Origin of the sequence: Marseilla massiliensis, assembly GCF_023336985.1 — a bacterium.
GTDB lineage: Bacteria > Bacteroidota > Bacteroidia > Bacteroidales > Bacteroidaceae > Prevotella > Prevotella intestinigallinarum.
This window is the reverse complement of record NZ_JAMBLP010000006.1, coordinates 82,217-101,203: the sequence shown is the minus strand read 5'-3', so window position 1 is coordinate 101,203 and position 18,987 is coordinate 82,217. Positions and strand designations below refer to the sequence as shown.

The window sequence follows — 18,987 nt, the reverse complement described above, 5'->3', positions numbered from 1 at the left end:
GTCAAACATTAGTCACTAATAATATACACTAAAAATATAACAAATATGGGACTTGGATTCAACATTCGCACAAGGATCAGGAATATCGAAACATTCAAGCGCACCGTGGAAAAACTGGCCGCTGAATCCGGCTATCATGCAGAGCATGACGAATCAGCAACGAGGGTAAGTTTTTGCAAACTGGGCGACCTGTTCCTGAGCTATCAACATGAGGGAAAAGAAAATACGGAAGACACTGTTTCCGTAACCGGAGAATGCCAGACCAACATGCTTGGTCCCGGCTTCCACAAGGCAGCAATAGAGTTCATCGACAGGCTTCAACAGGCGACTGGAACCCGGTTTGAGGTTGAAGACGAGACGGACTATTACACGGAAAGGGACTTTGAGGCCATGAAGAAGAAACATTTCCACAAGTGGCTGGCCAAACTGTTTGAAATCATCCAGGAGCAGGAAGACAAAGGCAGTACGTCCCTGTCAATCTGCTGGGATCTCAATAAATATTACCCTCAATCGGACAGCGGCATTGTCATCTCACCTTTGGGTTCTTTCCGCCTTTCAGAAGTCATCAGACGTATCCGGGAAGAAGGAATCGAATCTTTTGCCGATGATTTCTTCATCTGGAACAATCCGGAACGTGATGCACGTTTCCATAGAGGACTGGCCCTGAACGCCATGTGGGAGGACTGTTATTTCATGCCGTCGGAAAGAAGTGAAGAAGATGCCCGCATCAACGGGTACATCATAAGCGAGCTGGAAACGGCAGCATCACTTGACCCGTCTCTTCCTTTCCCAAAAAAGGAATACGAGGAACTTTGCAGACTGCATGGCTGTACCCCTGTCCCGACTGACGGGATACCTACATACGAAACGGAATTTACCATCGGCTACCGGCGAGGAATTGTCAACCATAAGGTCGGAAGGATCAGGTTCAGTCTGCCGGGCAGCTATCTCGAAGATACGGATGATGGTACCCTCGTCTATTATGACGCGGCCACAGACAACTGGCACACGGTCAGATGTACAGGATACTCCACCAATGGTGAGCCAGATTTTCTTGATGTGGAAGAGGAAATGATTGAAGAAAGGGAATTTGACGGCGGAAAATACCGTCTCTATGACATGGGTACCGGCCAAGATTCAGAGAATGAAGAACCTTATCCCGTTTACAGCTGTCACGCACTGTGTTCCAACCAGTACACCCTCTTCACGTTGTGTGCCTCCAGGCTGGAAGACCTGAAAAAACTTTCAGGTGAATTCCTCCCGACTTTGGTTGCAGACCAGCCTATAGAACCGGAAAATAAGCAAATCATATATACCGGAGAGAACATGAATGACGAACTGATGAAGCAGATAGACGAATGGCACAAGGCCGAAAAGCATCAGGAAATCATCGATGCACTGGAACAGATTCCGGAAGCAGAACGGGATTTTGAAACGACAAGCCTTCTTGCAAGGGCGTACAACAATATTGAGGAATATGCCAAAGCCGCTGAACTGCTCGAATCCGTCAAGGAGGAAGGCACTGAAGATGAACGGTGGAATTTCAGAATGGGATATGCCCAGTATTTTCTGAACAATTATCGGGAGGCCCTGGATTATTTCAGCAAGGCAAGGGAACTTAATCCGGAAGATGAAGACACCCTGAGTTTCATCCGTCAGTGCAATATGGCCTTGCCGTTAACCAGACGAGTGAAAGAATTCTGGAACTGGTTTGTAGAAAACGAAGAAAAGCTGTCAGGCATGATGAATCCGAAATCCATGGAGGAAGCCGATGCCTTCATGGAGTTTATCAGTAAAGGAACCAATCTGATATCGGAAGACATGCACTTCAATATCGGAGGTGACCATGAGTTCACGTTCTCGGTCGAAGGATGGCCGGATCTCTTCATCATCTATCCTTACATCATATCCTGTATGCCGGAGTGTCTGAAAGGCAAATGGAAGTTCTTCCCCTTCAACCCGGGCAAGGTCGGGTCTTTCGTATACCGTGTACACGATACCGATGTCGATATGGGCAAGATCATGGTAAAAGCATCCTATGACGAAAAGAGAGAAAACTTCAACATCAGGTATTACGACAAAAATCTTTGTGCCTTACCGGAGGAAAATAGTGACGGAAACTTTCATGTCATTCTGGAACTTGTACTGGGAGAAGGTGTCTCATTCAAATATGTCAATGGTATAAAAAGAGCGTCAGGCATTGAGGAAGGCATGATTGCCTTGTCCGGGTTGAGACAGCACATAGAGGAAACCGTGAAATCCCACGGCCATGAATTCTTCGAGAATCCGAAGGACGTTTATACGGGATATCAACTGACCCCGAAGGAAAGTGATGAACTGCGCTTTGATGTGATAGTAGGATCTACCTGTCTGAGCTCCATCGTAGCTGACTATTATCATGATTCAACCGAATTGTTTGATCATGCCAACGGTTTCGGTGCACAAGCTCTTTACATAGTCTTCCAGAATGGTGCTGGCGAAGATAATATATTGAACTTCCGTCATGATCTTGAAGACAGGATAACAGAAGAGATTCTTGAGCCGGGCAATCTCGGTGTGATAACAGGGGGTGCAACCGGAACAGAATACAGTTATATTGATCTGTTCGTCTATGACTTCCCGGCTTTTGCCATGAAGGTCAGAGCCCTGCTTAAAGAATACTCTCAATTCTCTTTCTACATTTCAGACTTCATCCGTAATGGACATATATTGCAACTGACAGAAGCGGACAGCGATGTCATACCATACACAAAGGAAAATGCAGAGGCTTTCTTCAAACAGATAGAGGACTGGAACGACAACGACAGATACACGAAGTGCATAAGGGCTCTTGAGACGATACCGGCCGATGAAATGGACTATGAATCAACCATGCTTCTTGTAAGAGCCTACGAGAACTATGCCATCCTTGGCGACAACAACGAAGAACCGGAAATAGAAGAATGCGACAGGGCGCTGAACAAAGCCCTGGAACTGCTGGAGTCTGTCCGTGAAACCGGAGAAAACAAGGCAAGATGGAACATGCGCATGGCCTACGCCTACCAATATCTTACAGGCCAAAAAGAGAAGGCTGTCGCTTATGCGGAAAAATGGGCGGAACTTGATCCGGAGGACAACAGTGCAAAGGAAGTCATCGAAGAGTGTATGGAGGAGATTTCGAAGCGGGAGGACAGTTCAAACGTAAAGGAATCCTATACAGTGGAGCCATGCGATACAGGCAACACGCATATTGAAACAAGAAAGACTGAAAATACCGAACTAAGGGATAAGAATATGGACAACAGACAGAAAGAAGCAGCTCTGGCTGCAATGACAGCCTGGCTCTCGCACGCACAGGAGTTGGGACATAAGCCGGCGGAGATCGAGTGTACGGGAACATTCGTACTGCACGATATGACCTACTACATCTTCAAATACAAGGATACCAAGGACAGTGAATGGCTGCTGGGTGTGAATGGTGGATACGAAGGAGACAGCTTGTCGGACTGCGGCCATACCTTCAGTGAGATGGAACCTTATAACGAAAAGACGGCTGTCAAGGATGCTACGGCCCTTGTCGAGATGGTGCGTTCCTACTGGATGGAACAGGCAAAGCAGGCCGAGGAACGTGAGAAGAAGGCCGGCACATTCGTGGGATTCGCCCTGCTCTCCGACAACAGCTGGGACAAGGAAAAATACATCAGAGATCTGAAAGAACAGTGGGACATCTCCGCTGAAGAGAAATCTGACGAGGAACGGAATCCCGAGTCTCTGGTCTTTGACGTAGGTGACATGATGGCGGCGGTAAGCCTGATGCCTGCCCCCGTACCTAATGGTGAAGCCGAAGAATGCGCGAAGAACAATTACATGTGGCCGGAGGCCGAAAAAACAGCCAAAGAGCATAAGGCACACATCATGGTTGCCGTTATCGGCAAAGAGAAGTCCCTGATCGAAAGAGGCAAACTGTACGTGAAGCTGTTGTCTGTCTGCTGCCACCAGAAGAACATAACCGGTATCTATACCAGCGGTGTCGTTTTCCAGCCCCGTTTCTATGAAGGCTTTTCCGGAATGATGAAGGAGGATTCGCTGCCTATATACAACTGGATATGGTTCGGGCTTTACCGTACCGAAAAGGGAATCAGCGGCTACACCTATGGAATGGAGTGTTTCGGCAAGGACGAAATGGAGGTCCTTGACGTGGATGCCGACCCGTCAAAGGTGAGAGACTTCCTGGCCAGCATGGCAGGATATGTTCTGGAATACGATGCAGTTCTCAACGACGGAGAAACCATAGGCTTCTCGGCTGTCGACAAACATAAGATAACACGTGGACAGGGTGTTGCCCTTCCGGACAAAGTGACTCTGAAAATCTCATACGGCAGCGAAGACGATGCCGATGGCGGTCCCGATTTCCCGGATGACACGGATGAAGTGATGGACGATGCGGAAGGCCATCTGGAGAAGTTCAAAGAGAAGGATCTGCCGTTAGATACAATTACGGCCTACAATCATCTGGCAATATATCTACGCTGGTGCATGGTAAATGACCTTATGAGGGATGATTTTCTTGAACAGTTCGGAGACCTTGTATCCCGGATCAAAAGCGGCTCGGCCGATGATGACCTGAGGGTGTTCATAAAGGACAACCTGAACGGGCAGCTTACAAGATTCCTGTTCAATAAACAGGGCCGTGCATTTGCCGACTACTATTATGGCAGTTATTATGGCGCCAATGAAACTCCATTTTACCCCGGAGACATTGACAACCACGCCCTGGATTATTTCGGTCCGGAAAGGTATCATTCCAATGAGTTCAAAGAGGAAGCATACCTGTTTGTCCCGTATGACGAGGATTATTACCAGGCAATGTCACAACGCATAGACAGACGCTTCGCCAACTGGCAGGGGCTGCATATAGACAAAGATACCGTTGAGCCAGACGAACTGGCCCGTGCCTTCATGGATTATCTTGATTGTGAATGTACCTATTTCCCATCCATGAGTGACGATGACCCTATCATGTCAGCCTATACCTATGCCCAACGGCTCGGCGTGCGGGAAGGCTTCATCCCCGTTCTGGTCAATGTCGATGAAGGTTTGTGGGAAAACATAATCGGGAACTCGGATCCTGAGAGCGAAAGCTCGGATGATTACACATTCAACCGGGAAAAAGTCAATGAATTCCGCAGAAGGCTGCTTGAGGCTCCTGTCATGGACGGTAAATCCATCCTTGACAAGCTGACCGGGCAGGACAACGATGATATTGATGAAGAGCCTGAAGGCGGATTCGACAACAACCGTTACTCGAGCTACTGGAATACCGATACGAACATGACGCATCCGCTGATCCTTGCCCGTATTCCGGTCACGGAGCCGTGGAAAATATTCGCGTACCTGCCATTCGGCAACTGGAACGACTGTCCTGCAAACCCCGAACTGATGGCTATCTCAAAGTATTGGTACGAAGAATACGGTGCTGTTCCGGGAACCTTTACCAGCGACCAGCTGGAGTATGAACTTCCAGCGCCCGTTCCGGAAGACAAAGCAATGGAAGCCGCAATACAGCAATATGCTTTCTGTCCGGATATGGACCAGAACTGTAACGGCATAGGCAGTCTTGCCGACACGTTGCGTCAATCCAGAATATGGTATTTCTGGTGGGATTAACCGATTCGTTTCACATTCAAAAGCATTTCAATATGAATCAAGTATTTCAACAAGACCTAAATACAAAGGAACTGCAGCCCGGAGGGCCTTTACTTATAAACCTTCTGTTCAAGGAACCGGTTGAATTGCCGGACACGCAGAGGGTGGCTGATGTATGCCGGAAGCATTTCGGCAATGTAGAATGCCGCGAAGGTGATGACAAGTCTGTCTTCATCACCGCCCTGGACCACATGGTGGAGTTTGAGGACGGGAAAGCACCCGTGCAGTTCCTGATGACTTCGTGCATGGACTTTGACGGAAAGACCGTGGACGACTTCACCCGGAGCCAGATGTGGGACTGCCAGGAGAGCCGTGACCGTATCCTTGAGGAATGCCGGTACAGTATGCTCGCTACGGACTTCCTTGCCCGTGGCCTGTCTTCTCTGGAACGTGCCAATCTGGAAATGGACTACCTTGAAGCGCTCGCCGAACTGTTCCCGTCTTGCGAAGCGTTCTTCTTCAGCGGCAGCGGGAAACTGTTCGAGGCGGAGGAAATCCGCGGCAATCAGATAGAAGGTCCTGACCGGTTCATCCGCTATGCCGTAAACGTCCGTTTCTTCACGATTCAGGGTTCCGACGACATGCTGGTCGATACACTCGGGATGAACACGCTGTTCCTGCCTGACCTGCAGTACCACTTCCGCGGACTTGATCCGAACTGGGTAGTGAACCATGCCTACAACGTGGCCTCCTATCTGCTTACAAGCGGCAATGAAATAGACTCGGGAGAAACCGTCGATGGAATCAAAGACGGTTATATGGACCGCAGCATCCAGTGGAAATGCCAATACGAAGACGCGCTGATACAGCCCAAACGTCCCGTACTTGACATCAACACGGGAGAATATGCAGCCGGGAACAGGGAATGATTTACCAATGACCAATTAACTTGTTGCGTATGCCATTGAACTTGACAGAAGAACAGATATTGCAGCTCGCTCCCGACGACTCGTCTGTAAAGGCCGGCAAAGGACTTGCGACCTTGAGCAAATGGGTACTGAGGGAATGCAGCGGACGTGCCGTCTGGGGTCATTGCCAGGGAAGCGGAAAGAATCCCTACCAGACGGTGATAGACTTGAATGACATTGCGTTCAAGTGTTCCTGCCCGAGCCGCAAATTCCCGTGCAAGCATGGGCTTGGCCTGCTGTTGCTGTACGCCCGCCAGCCTGATCAGTTCACGCAGGCGGAAGAGCCGGAATGGGTGACGGCGTGGCTTGCCAAAAGAACGGAGAAGGCCGAAAAGAAGGAGCAGAAAGCCAAAAGCGAAACCCCTGTGGATGAAGCGGCCCAGGCCAAGAGGCAGGAGAAACGGCACCAGAAGGTACTGGGAGGCATATCCGACCTTGAGGTATGGATGAAGGACCTGGTGCGCAACGGATTCCTGAATGTTCCGGAACGTGCCTATACCCTGTTTGACAACATGGCCCGGAGGATGGTGGATGCCCAGGCACCGGGACTTGCGGGGAGACTGAGAGCCATGGAGGCTATAGACTTCGACTCGGAAAGCTGGAAATCCGACCTGACGGAAAGCATGGGCAGGCTGTACCTGCTCATGCAGAGCTACAGAAACATGGACGGCCTTCCCGAAGAATGGAAGGACGAGATACGCACGCAGATCGGATATCCCCAGTCCAAGGACAACGTCCTTGCCGGAGAGCCGGTGGCGGACAGCTGGCTCGTGCTTCACAAGCAGTCCCGTAAAGTCAACGATGTCAATACCGACATCTACTGGTTCTACGGAAAGGAAAGCGGGCTTTTCGCCAGATACCTGAGTTTTGCCGTTGCCGGCACCTTTTCCACCGAGAACTGGATTCCGGGCAGTGCCTATAAAGGGGCGCTATGCTTTTACAACGGCACGGGTACATGCCGGCGTGCATTGTTCCGGGAGTCCGTACTCACGGAAGAAAACTTTGTGCCGGCGTGCAGCCCTGACCTGAAGCAGGCTGCCGCGGTGTACCGCACGGCCATGCTGACGAATCCGTTTTCCGAGGACATCACCCTGCTTGTGGATGACGTGAGGGTTGCCCGTAACGGGAAAGACTACACGATGCTGGACAACGCGGGCAATGCCGTCCGTGTGGCGATTCCCGAGGAAACCTACATCGACATCCTCGCCATTACCGGCGGCAATCCGTTCGCCTCGCTGGTCATTGTAAACGGGGATATATGGGAACTGAAATCCATCTGGTACAACAAAGAATATCATACTTGGAGAGATGAATGTAACTGAACCTATCATACAGGCTGCACTGCTTGGAACAGCCAACCGTGAATTCGTTCCCGGAGCCTTTCCCGAGTCCCTTCAGACTCTGGTTGACGGGATCCGCGGGAAAGCCGAAGACACGGAATCGTTCCTGTACATGACAGCCGCATCCGCCTTCGCCTACAGGCGTGCCGGATGGGAACCGGCCGGAGCGGAAGGCATTGTCCCCGTGGAAGCAGCCCCGGAAGAGGAACTGCCGTATTTCGACAAGGACCGGAGCCAACTCTTTTCCAGACTCCACAGCACACGCTATATGCTGGCCTACGCCTACCGTCTGGCGCAGGGATCGGGAAAAATCATTTCACCCGAATGCCTCCAGCCGCTTATCCGGCGTGCCTATGACCGCAACAACCCGTTGCGGTTTGAAGAACGCAGGCTGCTGAAAAATCTCGTCGGGAACAGAGGCTTGTGGCTGATCAGGCAGATGGGCCTTGCCGGAGAGGAATGCGGGACCACCGATTCCTGGGACACGGCCACCCACGGCGAGCGTAAGGAGATGCTTGCCAGATTCAGGCAGCAGGATCCTGCCGCAGCCCTTGAACTGCTGAGGAAAGACTGGAAGAGCGAACCGGCCAACCAGCGCAACGAGCTGCTTGAATGTCTCCGGACAAACATCAGCAAGACCGACGAGCCCTTCATCCAGGAAGTGCTGGCGTCGGACCGCAGCTCCATTGTCAAGGAAACGGCACGGAAACTTTTGTGCATGATTCCCGATTCAGCCATGGTGACGCGCTGCTGCGAACTCCTGCGTGGACATATCAGACACAACATGCTTACCGGATGGTCATACGACGAGATCGGATACACCCCGGAGATGAAGGCCATGGGGCTGTCCGAGGTAAGCTCCAACAAGAAAGAGGGCGATTCCGAATTCATCCTGAGACAGCTCGCCGAACGGGTGCCGTTGAGTTTCTGGTGCGAGGTATATGGTTGCGGAAAGGAAGAGGCAGCGAGAAAATTCGCCAAGCATCCTCCTTTCAGGAAGTTCCTGGAGCTGGAAGACCCGATACTCAACTTCTCGGACGGGCTGTGGGCTTTCCACACCCTGAAGGAAGACCCTTCCTATCTGCGCAAGCCGGAACTTGTGGCGATGCTCACCCCCTCCCAGCGGGAGGAAATCAGCTGGCCGGAAACGGTCCGGGATTTCGGATTCATACCCGACTCATGGTACGGCAACGACTACGAGGCATGGGGCCCGAAATTCTCTTCCAGCGTCCTGTCCTGGATTCTGAAAAAGGATTACCTGTATTATGCCGCAGACATGGCGGAACGGCTTGCCATGCATATCCCGTCACATCTGAGGAACCTGATCGAGGCCAAGGCCGCCTCTTCGGCGGAGGCTTCGCCGTCCATGAACGAGTTCTGCTCGAAGATGCTGGAATTCATGGATCTTAAATCTGAAACAGACACTTTGTTAAATGAAAAATAAATATTGATATTCATATGAGCACTTTACTGAGACAACATGCCGAGCAACAGTTTGCAGAGGAACTTCATGAACTGAAAAAGAACGAGACCAACCCGATTCCCGAAAACTGGGAGATGTCACCCCAATCCGTGGTCACCTACCTCATGGGCGGGACACTGAAGAACGGTTTCGAGGTTTCACCGAAATACATAGGCAACCGCCGCCTGATGGAGATTGCCGTTGCCACCCTTGTCACCGACCGGGCGCTGCTTCTGTACGGTCTTCCCGGTACGGCCAAGAGCTGGGTCAGCGAGCACATGGCGGCAGCCATATCCGGAGATTCGACGCTGATAGTACAGGGTACCGCCGGAACGGGAGAAGAGGCCATCCGCTATGGCTGGAACTATGCCCGTCTTCTCGCCGAGGGGCCGAGTGAGGGTGCCCTGGTGCAGACCCCGGTGATGAAGGCGATGCAGGAAGGCAAGATCGGCCGCATCGAGGAGCTTACCCGTATCGGTTCTGATGTGCAAGATACACTCATCACCATCCTTTCGGAGAAGACCCTGCCCATCCCCGAGCTGAACAAGGAGGTGCAGGCCATCCGCGGATTCAACATCATAGCCACGGCCAACAACAGGGATAAAGGTGTGAATGACCTTTCAAGCGCACTGAAACGCCGTTTCAACACGGTCATCCTCCCGTTGCCCGACACGCTTGAGGAAGAAGTTGACATTGTACGCCGCCGCGTGGAGAGCTTCGAGAAAGTGATGCAGCTGCCGGCAGAGAAACCTGCCCTTGATGAAATCCGCCGTGTCGTCACCATTTTCCGTGAGCTGCGTCAGGGAGCCACCGGTGACGGCAAGACGAAGCTCAAGAGCCCGAGCGGCACACTGAGTACGGCAGAAGCCATATCCGTGGTGAACAACGGCCTTGCCATGGCCGGCTATTTCGGCGACGGCCAGATCCATGCGGAGGACCTCGTTTCAGGCATCCTCGGTGCCGTGGTGAAAGACCCCGTACAGGACAAAGTGGTATGGCAGGAATACATGGAGACGGTGGTCAAGAACCGTGAGGGTTGGAAAGACATCTACAGGGCTTCAAGAGATATGATTTGATTGACGTATTTTGCATGAGACAAGTAATATGACAGACATTCATCTATTGGGAATACGTCATCACGGGCCGGGCTCCTGCCGGAACATCCTGCAGGAACTTGAGCGTATCCGTCCCGACCTCATACTGCTTGAGGGACCGGCGGAGGCCGAGGCTCTCATGCCGTTCGTCTCCGACGGGCAGATGAAGCCTCCGGTAGCCCTGCTCGGCTATCAGCCCGATGCGCCGCAGAATGCCGTATTCTATCCGTTTGCCGACTTCTCGCCGGAATGGCAGGCTTTGCGCTATGCTCTCCGGGAGAATGTCACCTTACGCTTCTTTGATCTCCCGCTTGCCCATTCCCTTGCCTTCGAAGCGGAAAGGAAGGATGGCAGCGAGCCTGCAGAAGCGGATGATGAAGCCATTAAACAGCCGGGTGATCCGTTTGACCTGCTGGCAGAAGCTGCCGGCTATCCGGACGGTGAATCGTGGTGGAACATGAACATAGAACAGCGCAGGGACGGCAGCGGCATCTTCGAGGCCGTCAAGGAAGTAGTGACCGCACTCAGGGAAGCCCTCCCGGAACATACCTCCCGCAGGGACCTTGTCCGTGAAGCGTGGATGCGCCGCATGATACGAGCGGCCCAGAAGGAGCCTTTCGAACGCATAGCCGTAATCTGCGGGGCATGGCATGTCCCGGCACTGGAGAACATGCCGAAGGTAAAGGACGACAACGAGCTGCTGAAAGGGCTCCCGAAGGTAAAGGCGGAATGCACATGGATTCCGTGGACGTATGACAGGCTTACCTTCCGCAGCGGTTACGGGGCCGGCATAGACTCTCCGGGGTGGTACCATTACCTGTGGCATCATCCGGATGATGACGGCACCTGGTGGGTCAGCCGTATAGCGGCCCTTCTGAGGAAGAAGGACATGGACATCTCGGTGGCCCACGTAATCGAGACAGTCCGTCTGGCGCAGACGACAGCGGCGTTGCGTGGTCTGCCCGCCCCGACGCTTGAGGAATACAACGAGGCGGTGACCACCGTAATGGGCTTCGGGGACGACATGCTGCTGCAGCTCGTCAGGGAATCGCTCATCGTGGGCAACCGGCTGGGCAAAGTCCCGGAAGCGGTGCCCAAAGTCCCTCTCCTGATTGACGTGGAACGGCAGCAGAAACGCCTGCGTGTCCCTTTCACGGCGGAAATTAAGGAGATGACACTTGACCTGCGCAAGGAGACCGACCTGGAACGCAGCCTGTTCTTCCACCGCCTTGCCCTGCTTGACATAGACTGGGCCAAGCCTGAAACCGCAGGCGGCAAGGGTACATTCAAGGAAAAATGGAGTCTTTACCACAGGCCGGAACAGATTGTCTGCATCATAGAACGGGCAGTCTGGGGCAATACCGTGGAGGAAGCCGTGCAGAAGTACGTCTCCGACCGTATGACCGGAATCACCAGAATCCCCGAACTGACGGGACTTCTTGACCGGGTCATTCCGGCCAACCTTCCGGAGCTTGTGGAGGCGATGACCATCCGTCTTGACCGTCTGTCGGCGGCATCCACAGACATTGTGGAGATGATGGAAGCTGTTCCCGACCTGGTGAACATCGTCCGTTACGGCGATGTCCGCAATCTGGATTTCAGCAAGGTGGGCAACATGCTCCGGGCCATGGTGGCACGTATCCTTGCAGGAGGTCTGCTCGTCTGCATCAACATCGACGAAGAGGCAGCCGGAGAACTTCTTGAGCACCTGTCGGCTACCGACTATGCCGTCTCCACGCTTGATGACGAAGAACTGAACGGCATGTGGTACGGGTTCGTGCAGCAGATCCGCAATTCATCGGGAGCGCATCCGCTGCTCTCCGGGTACGCGGCACGCATACTCTACGACAAGGGCAGGATATCGCGTGAAGAGATGCGTGACACCTTGAGTTTCTATTCATCGGTGGGCAACGCACCTTCCGACATCGCATACTGGTTCGAGGGATTCCTGCGTGCATCAGGTTCGGTACTGCTGCTGGACGACAACCTGTGGCAGCTCGTGAACGGCTGGCTCTGCGGCCTGAGCGACGCGAATTTCATAGAACTGCTGCCGGTGATCAGACGCACATTCAGCAATTTCACCACGGCCGAGCGCCGCAAGCTCGGCGAGAAGGCCAAAGGATTCGAATTGAACGGAACCGATACCGGAACCGCCTCCGGGGAACATTCCTGCAATGACGGGGATGCATCCAAGGTGATACCCCTGCTCGGCAGACTTCTGGGAATCGGATAAAAAGGAACAGAACATGGAAACAGAATATTTGAAAAGATGGCGCATGGCTCTCGGCGGAAACGCCGCTGACGGGACGGGTGTAACGCTGACAGTGGAGGAACAGCGCCTTGACAGTTCGCTGGAAGCTGTCTATGACAGTGACCGCCGAGGCGGACTCGGATCGTCGGCCCCGAAGGTAAGCCGCTGGCTTGGCGATATCCGGGAGTTTTTCCCGCAGACCGTCGTGCAGGTCATACAGAGGGATGCCATCAAGCGTCTGCATATCGATTCGCTGCTTACCGAGAAGGAGATGCTGGCAACGGTTGTCCCTGACGTACATCTAGTGGCTACACTGATGTCACTCGGCAGGGCCATTCCCGAAAAGAACAAGGACATGGCCCGTCAGGTTGTACGCAAGGTCGTGGATGACCTGCTGCGGAAGCTCTCTTCCCCGACCCAGCAGGCCGTCACCGGTGCTTTGAACCGTTCGGCGAGAAGACGCAATCCCCGTTACAACGAGATAGACTGGAAGACGACCATCATAAAGAACCTGAAGAACTACCAGCCGCAGTACAAGACCGTCATTCCGGAAGTCAGGATAGGCTACGGCAGAAAATGCAAGGCTCTGAAGGACATCATTCTCTGTCTCGACCAGAGCGGTTCGATGGGAACCTCCGTCGTCTATTCCGGCATCTTCGGTTCGGTACTGGCCTCCCTGCCGTCCGTGAGCACGCGTATGGTGGTGTTCGACACGTCGGTCGTTGACCTTACCGATGACCTGCAGGATCCGGTTGACCTGCTGTTCGGTGTCCAGCTCGGCGGAGGAACCGACATAGCCAGGGCCCTGACTTACTGTCAGGGTGTGATCACACGGCCGCAGGACACCGTGCTGGTACTGGTGACCGACCTTTATGAAGGCGGTGACGAGAAGGAGATGCGCAAGCGTTTCGCTTCCATCGTGGCCAGCGGCGTGCAGCTGATTGTGCTTCCGGCCCTAAACGATGACGGGGCGCCCTGCTACGACAAGCGCAATGCCGAGTATCTTGCCGGTCTGGGTGTTCCCACGTTTGCCTGCACGCCTGACAAATTCCCAGACCTGATGGCTGCGGCATTGAGCAAGCAGGATATCGGGATGTGGGCATCAAAGAATATCAAAGAAAAATAGAGGAATATGGAACTTTCAGATGAACTGTACGACAGAATTGAAGAACTGTCAGAAACAGGAAACGAGGCTATGGAAAGCGAAGATTACACTAAAGCCATCTCCTGTTTCCAAGAGGCACTGGACATCCTTCCTGAACCGAAGGAAGACTGGGAAGCATATCTCTGGCTCGCCGGCTCAATCGGTGACGCCCATTTCATGATGGGGGACTACGGCAAGTCGCTGGAGTTTTTCCGCAAATGCTACAATATCGGAGAGACAGACAATCCTTTCATTCTGCTGCGCCTTGGCGAGAACTATCTGGAAATGAAGGATGAAACCAATGCAACTGAATTTCTTCTCCGTGCCTATATGCTCGAAGGGGAAAAGATTTTCAAGGAAGATTGGAAATATTTCCAATGGCTGTCCAAACATGTGAATCTCAAACGAAAATAATAAAAGATATACGGAGTTCATGAAAAAGGAAATAACAGACAGAATCCGACTATTGGGCGGTAATGTGACAAACCTGAAAGGAGATACCTTGAGAGAAGATTTGTGTGCCATTACATTCATTATTGGGGTGCAATTCATTCTCTGAATTTGCACCTGAAAAGTATTTAATATAGAACAATGAACGAACAGATAGACAGACATTTTGAGTGGATAGCCGAGAACCCCCGCTACGGCTATCTGATAGTGGGCGGCATCCTGCTGCTGTGGCTCATCGGCGTGATATGCGGGTGGAAATGGACTTACTCGCTGAGCACATGGGGATGGAACTGGGTGCGTGAGACTTTCGGCGAGAAGGCGTTGCGCATTTGCGTGGGCGCATTGTTGGTCATCGCCCTGGCAGGCGTGGCGTGTCTTTATTTTGCCACGATATAGGAAACGAAAAAACGGAATGCCTTATGAGGAAACAGGAATATACAGAGCAAGAACGAAAACGACTTTTGAACTTGAGGTGGTGAAACATCGAGGTGTTTACGGATGAGATTCAATACTCCAAAGTCCGGAAAGTACCATCAACAGCACCTCAAGGCAGAATATGCCGACTATCGCAGCCCATATCGCCAATAACCGCCTTCCCGTCTTTTTGCGGGAATGCCTTGCGAAGATCTCGTCCTGACGCTTTGCCGTGTACCTGAAACGACAGAAAAGGAAAGGCACCGCCAGCAGGACAGGGACAATGACCGTATAGAATATCCAACCGCCTGCAATCCGATGGAACAGGGTCAACAATATCATGGCCACATCGAGATACCAGCACCACATAATCAATGTGGCACCGTCGCCCGGAGACTTTTCCCGCCTGTAAAAGGACTCCCTGACAAACCATATATAGTCAATCCATTTCAGAACAGTCATGACATTCAGTCATAATCCGACTGTAAAGATACATTTTCTTCCACATTATTGCAAGAAAATCAATGATTTACTCTATCTTTGTGAAAAGATAATTTAGCATGAAAAAATTATTGCTCCTATTGTTTCTGTTTGTACCATTGATCGCTTCAGCAAATGTGGTTTGGCCTTCCCTTTATATACTTTCACAAGTATATTGTTGGTATGTAATTGTATTGGGCTTAGTGGTGGAATTTTTCGCTGTCAAGTTCTTTGGAAAAGCCTCATGGAGAAAGTCGGCCATTATTGTTGCGGTTATGAATGCCATTTCCGCATTGGTTGGTTGGGTATTGATACCAATCAGTGGTATTCTTACGGAATTTCTGTTGTTCCCGTTTGAGCAAGGTACTTTTCATTTGTCGCATTGGATTGTAGATTACGTTTTTGTTGCTCTGGTCAATACCTGCATAGAAGGATTGTCGATGAAATGGATATTCAAATACAGGTTCAAACGTATTTTCTGGTGGCTACTTGCAGCCAATGCTGTCAGTGTGGCCTTTTCGGTGCTGGTATCTTTTCCGGATTTTTCCTAAGTCAAAATGATGAAACAGCGTTCTTTATGGTCGAAACACATATTTATCCATATTTGAGTGAGTATTCTTACTTTTGTCCTATATGAATGGAATGTTTCTGAAATACATATGTTTGGTATTACTGAATGGAATATGGAGAAAAGAATGCATAAATATAATCAGGAAAGGAAGGAAGCATACAAGCAAAAGCCCTTCATCAAACCACCCCGAATCTCATTCTGGGACAATATCTTCTATTGGTCATGGTATTCGGCCAAACATGGCCTGCCGCACCGTACCTTTGCGACTGTTACAGTTATGCAGTATGTCTATGTTGTGCTGTTCACTGCTGTCATACTCAACTGTCTTGACAGTCCGACAGCATGGCATCTGTATATTCTCCACAAGTCAAAGGGGATATTGGGCTATATCCTTGTTCCGTTTGTCATATTGATTCTGGTAAACGGACGGATCTACAAGGAAAGCCGCTATGAAAGGTTGAAAGCGGAGTTTGACCGGATGGAAAATTCAGATAAGAAGAGACGCAGAACCATATTTTGGATTTTTACAGGCATCACCCTGCTTGCCGGATATGCGGCATACAGGCTGTTCTGCCGTTTCAACATGCAGTTCCTGCTGCCTTGACATTAACAAAAACAGATTATCAAATGAAAACAACCCGCATCATGAACAAAATTATCATTTATCTGAGTGCCGTATTGCTGCTGTGCAGTTGCGGCAGTGCAAGACATTATGCAGCGTTTCAATATGACAACGGAGACGACTATGTAAGTGAAGGACTGTACCGCATAGTGGATCGGAAAGGGCGTATCGGTTACGCTGACGAGACAGGCAAGACCGTCATCCGTCCCCGTTTTGCCTTCGGCTATCCATTCGAGGGTGGCAAGGCGAAAGTCACCGATTCGGGGGAACGGAAAGAGGTGGCAGGCTCCGGAGGCGAGCACTGGTATTGGGAAAGTGATGACTGGTACTACATTGATCGGAATGGTGACATTGTTGGAACATTAATGCAAGATAGTACTCGCTTTGGGAGAAGTAAATAATATTGTTTATGACAATAGGAATACAGAATACAACTCACGTTGATTAAGAAGTTACTTGAATGTAATTCTCAAAGGAACATCAATCCATCTTTTATGATCATGAAAATGTAAATAGATAGAATCTCCCTCGAAGAAATTATCAATAATATATTTAAAATGGTTATTGAATTCTTTTAAAGAAACATGAATGGTGTCTTTATTTTCTTTAATTATCTTTTTATAATACTTATATAAATGTGTTTGGATTGTATCATTATTTTCAATGGTAAATAATACCCCTCCATAAAACTTCTTATAAGAATAAGTTAAATTATCATTTTGATTCTCTGACTTTAACCAACATTCGCCAGTTCCAGGACATAATTCATCATGTTTAGCAAAGTAAGAGGATTCAAAATAATATATCTCTCTTTTATCATTCTTCTTAAATTCAAAAGATAATGGGTATAGCAGACTATGAATGAAAGTCCTGTCCTTTCTCATTCTTAGCACAACAGGTTTATCACTTTCAATTTGTCTTACTGAAACGACATTCCCGTTAGAAGCACATCCAACGAAACCACAAATAGCCAAAATCAAAATAATGCGAGCCATGTTTTACATTATCAATCAATAAAAATAAATTAGAACCGCAGTCATCAACGGCTCCCCAACTTCCAAAAGCCGAAATGAATCATCAGGAAGGTTTCGAGGGAGCATATAGCGGCCATCACCGCACCTATCGCCAACAGCCGCCTGCCCATGTGCCTATGCTCATGGAGCCTTGTCCAAATCTTATCCCGCCGTTTTTCCGTGTATCTGAAACGGCAGAAAACGAACGGGGCAAGCAACAGGACCGGATCGGCGACAAGATAGAATCCCCAGCCGTTTACCACCCTGTGGGAAAAGGTCAGCAACGGCAGGAACGCACCCATGTACCAGCATCCCATCAGCAATGCCTCGCCGTCGCCCGGAGCCCCCTCACGCCGGTGAAAAGCCTCTCCGACAAACCATATATAGTCTATCCATCCCAGCATATCCGCACAGGTTATCGAAAACTGAGCGGAAATGTACTATTTTTCCGGCTTTTACGGCAGGATTGCGAGGTGTTTTTTATAATTTTGTATGCAAATGAAAGGCAAGATACGAAAACATATAGCGATTTTAATGTGGAAGACGCTGCACATTTGCGTGGGCGCATTGCTGGTCATCGCCCTGGCAAGCGTGGCGTGCCTTTATTTCGCCACGGCGTAGGAAACGAAAAACGGAATGCCTTATGAGGAAACAGGAATATAAAGAGCAAGAGCAAAAGCGGCCACGACGCTACTATTTCTTCGACTATTTGTTTTGGTTGGGAGAAATGGCGCAGCAGCATTACAAAGGCGAGCCACGTCGGCCCGACGGGGATAGTATGCTGATGCTTTGCATCATGGTTGTTGTCCTTGGGCCGATAATAACCATCGTCTTATGTTTCGACCCTCCTGTACGCGATTTCCTTGCAATCGCCATGATTATCTGTAGCGTGGTAATAGTCTATCTGCCCGGCAGGATATATTCACCCGCTCGGCGGAAGGCGGTCATGCGGCACTATGCGGGACGCAAGTTCAGCCCTGCCCGGTGTTACTTTTTCCTGTTCTCTCTTGGCTTTTTGCTTATCGCCAATATACCCTTATGGGGAACAGTGCTGAAATGGATAGACAAAACTATCAAATGACAGACAGTCGGAACGTGTTTTGCCGCTTCTTCTACATATTAGTGATGCTGCATAAAATCATGCATAGCCATTTCACCGATTGGAACAACAAAAGGAAGCGCAAGGCGTTGGGGGCCGGGATATATGCCCTGACCATCCTCCCCGAATTGCTCCTGCTGAACGGCACTCTGTTCGCGGCGGCGGGGCAAGACGGGTATGTGCATCTGGAATCCGACTGTCAGAAGGTCGTCTTTTACGGCGTGTCGGTGCTGGCTTTGCTGCTGATGGTCATTCCCTTGGGATTTCTGGATGACAAGAAAATCCGCAAGGAAGTCCGGCAGGAACTCCGTGAGCGTCCCCGCTACTGGAAACGGGCGATGTTGATTTACATTGCGGCTATCGTGGCGTTGGTGGTAGCGGTGAACATTGCGTTTCCCTACTTATAATACTAAGCCGGAGTCAGCGCTGAAGTTCCACAACGGTGGAAAGGTTC

At 50.6% G+C, this 18,987-nt stretch carries 17 protein-coding genes; 15 read left to right on the top strand and 2 right to left on the bottom strand.

Annotation, left to right across the window (positions count from 1 at the left end; all coding sequences use genetic code 11):
• Positions 1-45 precede the first annotated feature (45 nt).
• The 9 genes from M3089_RS06545 (at position 46) to M3089_RS06505 (ending at position 14,730) form a co-directional block, all read left to right on the top strand.
• Positions 46-5,646, top strand: a complete 5,601-nt coding sequence (locus M3089_RS06545; protein ID WP_249082645.1) for a DUF4253 domain-containing protein — start codon at positions 46-48, stop codon at positions 5,644-5,646.
• A gap of 32 nt (positions 5,647-5,678) precedes the next feature.
• Positions 5,679-6,554 (top strand): DUF4261 domain-containing protein, encoded by an 876-nt coding sequence (locus tag M3089_RS06540; protein WP_249082643.1) that lies wholly within the window; start codon positions 5,679-5,681, stop codon positions 6,552-6,554.
• A gap of 29 nt (positions 6,555-6,583) precedes the next feature.
• Positions 6,584-7,915, top strand: coding sequence for an SWIM zinc finger family protein (locus M3089_RS06535; protein ID WP_249082640.1), 1,332 nt, complete (start codon positions 6,584-6,586; stop codon positions 7,913-7,915).
• Positions 7,902-9,377 carry a DUF5691 domain-containing protein gene (locus M3089_RS06530; RefSeq protein WP_249082638.1) on the top strand — a complete coding sequence of 492 codons (1,476 nt, stop codon included), beginning with the start codon at positions 7,902-7,904 and terminating at the stop codon, positions 9,375-9,377. Before M3089_RS06535 ends, M3089_RS06530 begins: the two co-directional genes overlap by 14 nt.
• 14 nt (positions 9,378-9,391) lie before the next feature.
• Positions 9,392-10,471, top strand: coding sequence for an ATP-binding protein (locus M3089_RS06525; protein ID WP_070752471.1), 1,080 nt, complete (start codon positions 9,392-9,394; stop codon positions 10,469-10,471).
• Positions 10,472-10,499: 28 nt separating this feature from the next.
• Entirely contained in the window at positions 10,500-12,722 is a 2,223-nt protein-coding gene (locus tag M3089_RS06520) for a DUF5682 family protein (protein WP_249082636.1), read from the top strand.
• Between the two features lie 13 nt (positions 12,723-12,735).
• Positions 12,736-13,866 carry a VWA domain-containing protein gene (locus tag M3089_RS06515; RefSeq protein ID WP_204432998.1) on the top strand — a complete coding sequence of 377 codons (1,131 nt, stop codon included), beginning with the start codon at positions 12,736-12,738 and terminating at the stop codon, positions 13,864-13,866.
• 6 nt (positions 13,867-13,872) lie between these two features.
• Positions 13,873-14,298: a tetratricopeptide repeat protein gene (locus tag M3089_RS06510; protein ID WP_249082635.1), complete on the top strand. Its 426-nt coding sequence runs from the start codon at positions 13,873-13,875 to the stop codon at positions 14,296-14,298.
• 177 nt (positions 14,299-14,475) lie between these two features.
• Positions 14,476-14,730: an immunity 17 family protein gene (locus M3089_RS06505; RefSeq protein ID WP_239464695.1), complete on the top strand. Its 255-nt coding sequence runs from the start codon at positions 14,476-14,478 to the stop codon at positions 14,728-14,730.
• A 96-nt stretch (positions 14,731-14,826) separates the two neighbouring features.
• Here the strand turns inward: M3089_RS06505 and M3089_RS06500 are convergent, their stop codons facing one another.
• Positions 14,827-15,210, bottom strand: coding sequence for a hypothetical protein (locus M3089_RS06500; protein ID WP_249082633.1), 384 nt, complete (start codon positions 15,208-15,210; stop codon positions 14,827-14,829).
• Between the two features lie 98 nt (positions 15,211-15,308).
• On the opposite strand from M3089_RS06500, the gene M3089_RS06495 reads away from it, so the two are divergent.
• From M3089_RS06495 to M3089_RS06485, 3 genes are all read left to right on the top strand, one after another.
• Entirely contained in the window at positions 15,309-15,779 is a 471-nt protein-coding gene (locus M3089_RS06495; RefSeq protein WP_249082631.1) for a hypothetical protein, read from the top strand.
• Between the two features lie 132 nt (positions 15,780-15,911).
• The gene (locus M3089_RS06490; RefSeq protein ID WP_249082629.1) at positions 15,912-16,403 is read left to right on the top strand and encodes a hypothetical protein; all 492 of its coding nucleotides are present in this window, start codon (positions 15,912-15,914) and stop codon (positions 16,401-16,403) included.
• Positions 16,404-16,444: 41 nt separating this feature from the next.
• Complete coding sequence (locus tag M3089_RS06485; protein ID WP_249082628.1) at positions 16,445-16,822, top strand: WG repeat-containing protein; 378 nt, start codon at positions 16,445-16,447, stop codon at positions 16,820-16,822.
• 51 nt (positions 16,823-16,873) lie between these two features.
• On the opposite strand, the gene M3089_RS06480 is transcribed toward M3089_RS06485, so the two are convergent.
• On the bottom strand, positions 16,874-17,401 hold the full coding sequence (locus M3089_RS06480; protein ID WP_249082626.1) for a hypothetical protein: 528 nt from the start codon (positions 17,399-17,401) through the stop codon (positions 16,874-16,876).
• A gap of 89 nt (positions 17,402-17,490) precedes the next feature.
• On the opposite strand from M3089_RS06480, the gene M3089_RS06475 reads away from it, so the two are divergent.
• Genes M3089_RS06475 through M3089_RS06465 form a run of 3 tightly spaced genes read left to right on the top strand, consistent with a single transcriptional unit; the run spans position 17,491 to position 18,940 of the window.
• A complete protein-coding gene (locus tag M3089_RS06475; protein ID WP_249082623.1) occupies positions 17,491-18,081 on the top strand; it encodes a hypothetical protein in 591 nt (196 codons plus the stop codon).
• The gene (locus M3089_RS06470) at positions 18,078-18,515 is read left to right on the top strand and encodes a hypothetical protein (protein ID WP_249082621.1); all 438 of its coding nucleotides are present in this window, start codon (positions 18,078-18,080) and stop codon (positions 18,513-18,515) included. The genes M3089_RS06475 and M3089_RS06470 overlap by 4 nt, the downstream gene beginning before the upstream one ends.
• Complete coding sequence (locus M3089_RS06465; protein WP_249082619.1) at positions 18,491-18,940, top strand: hypothetical protein; 450 nt, start codon at positions 18,491-18,493, stop codon at positions 18,938-18,940. The genes M3089_RS06470 and M3089_RS06465 overlap by 25 nt, the downstream gene beginning before the upstream one ends.
• The last annotated feature ends 47 nt before the right edge of the window (positions 18,941-18,987 follow it).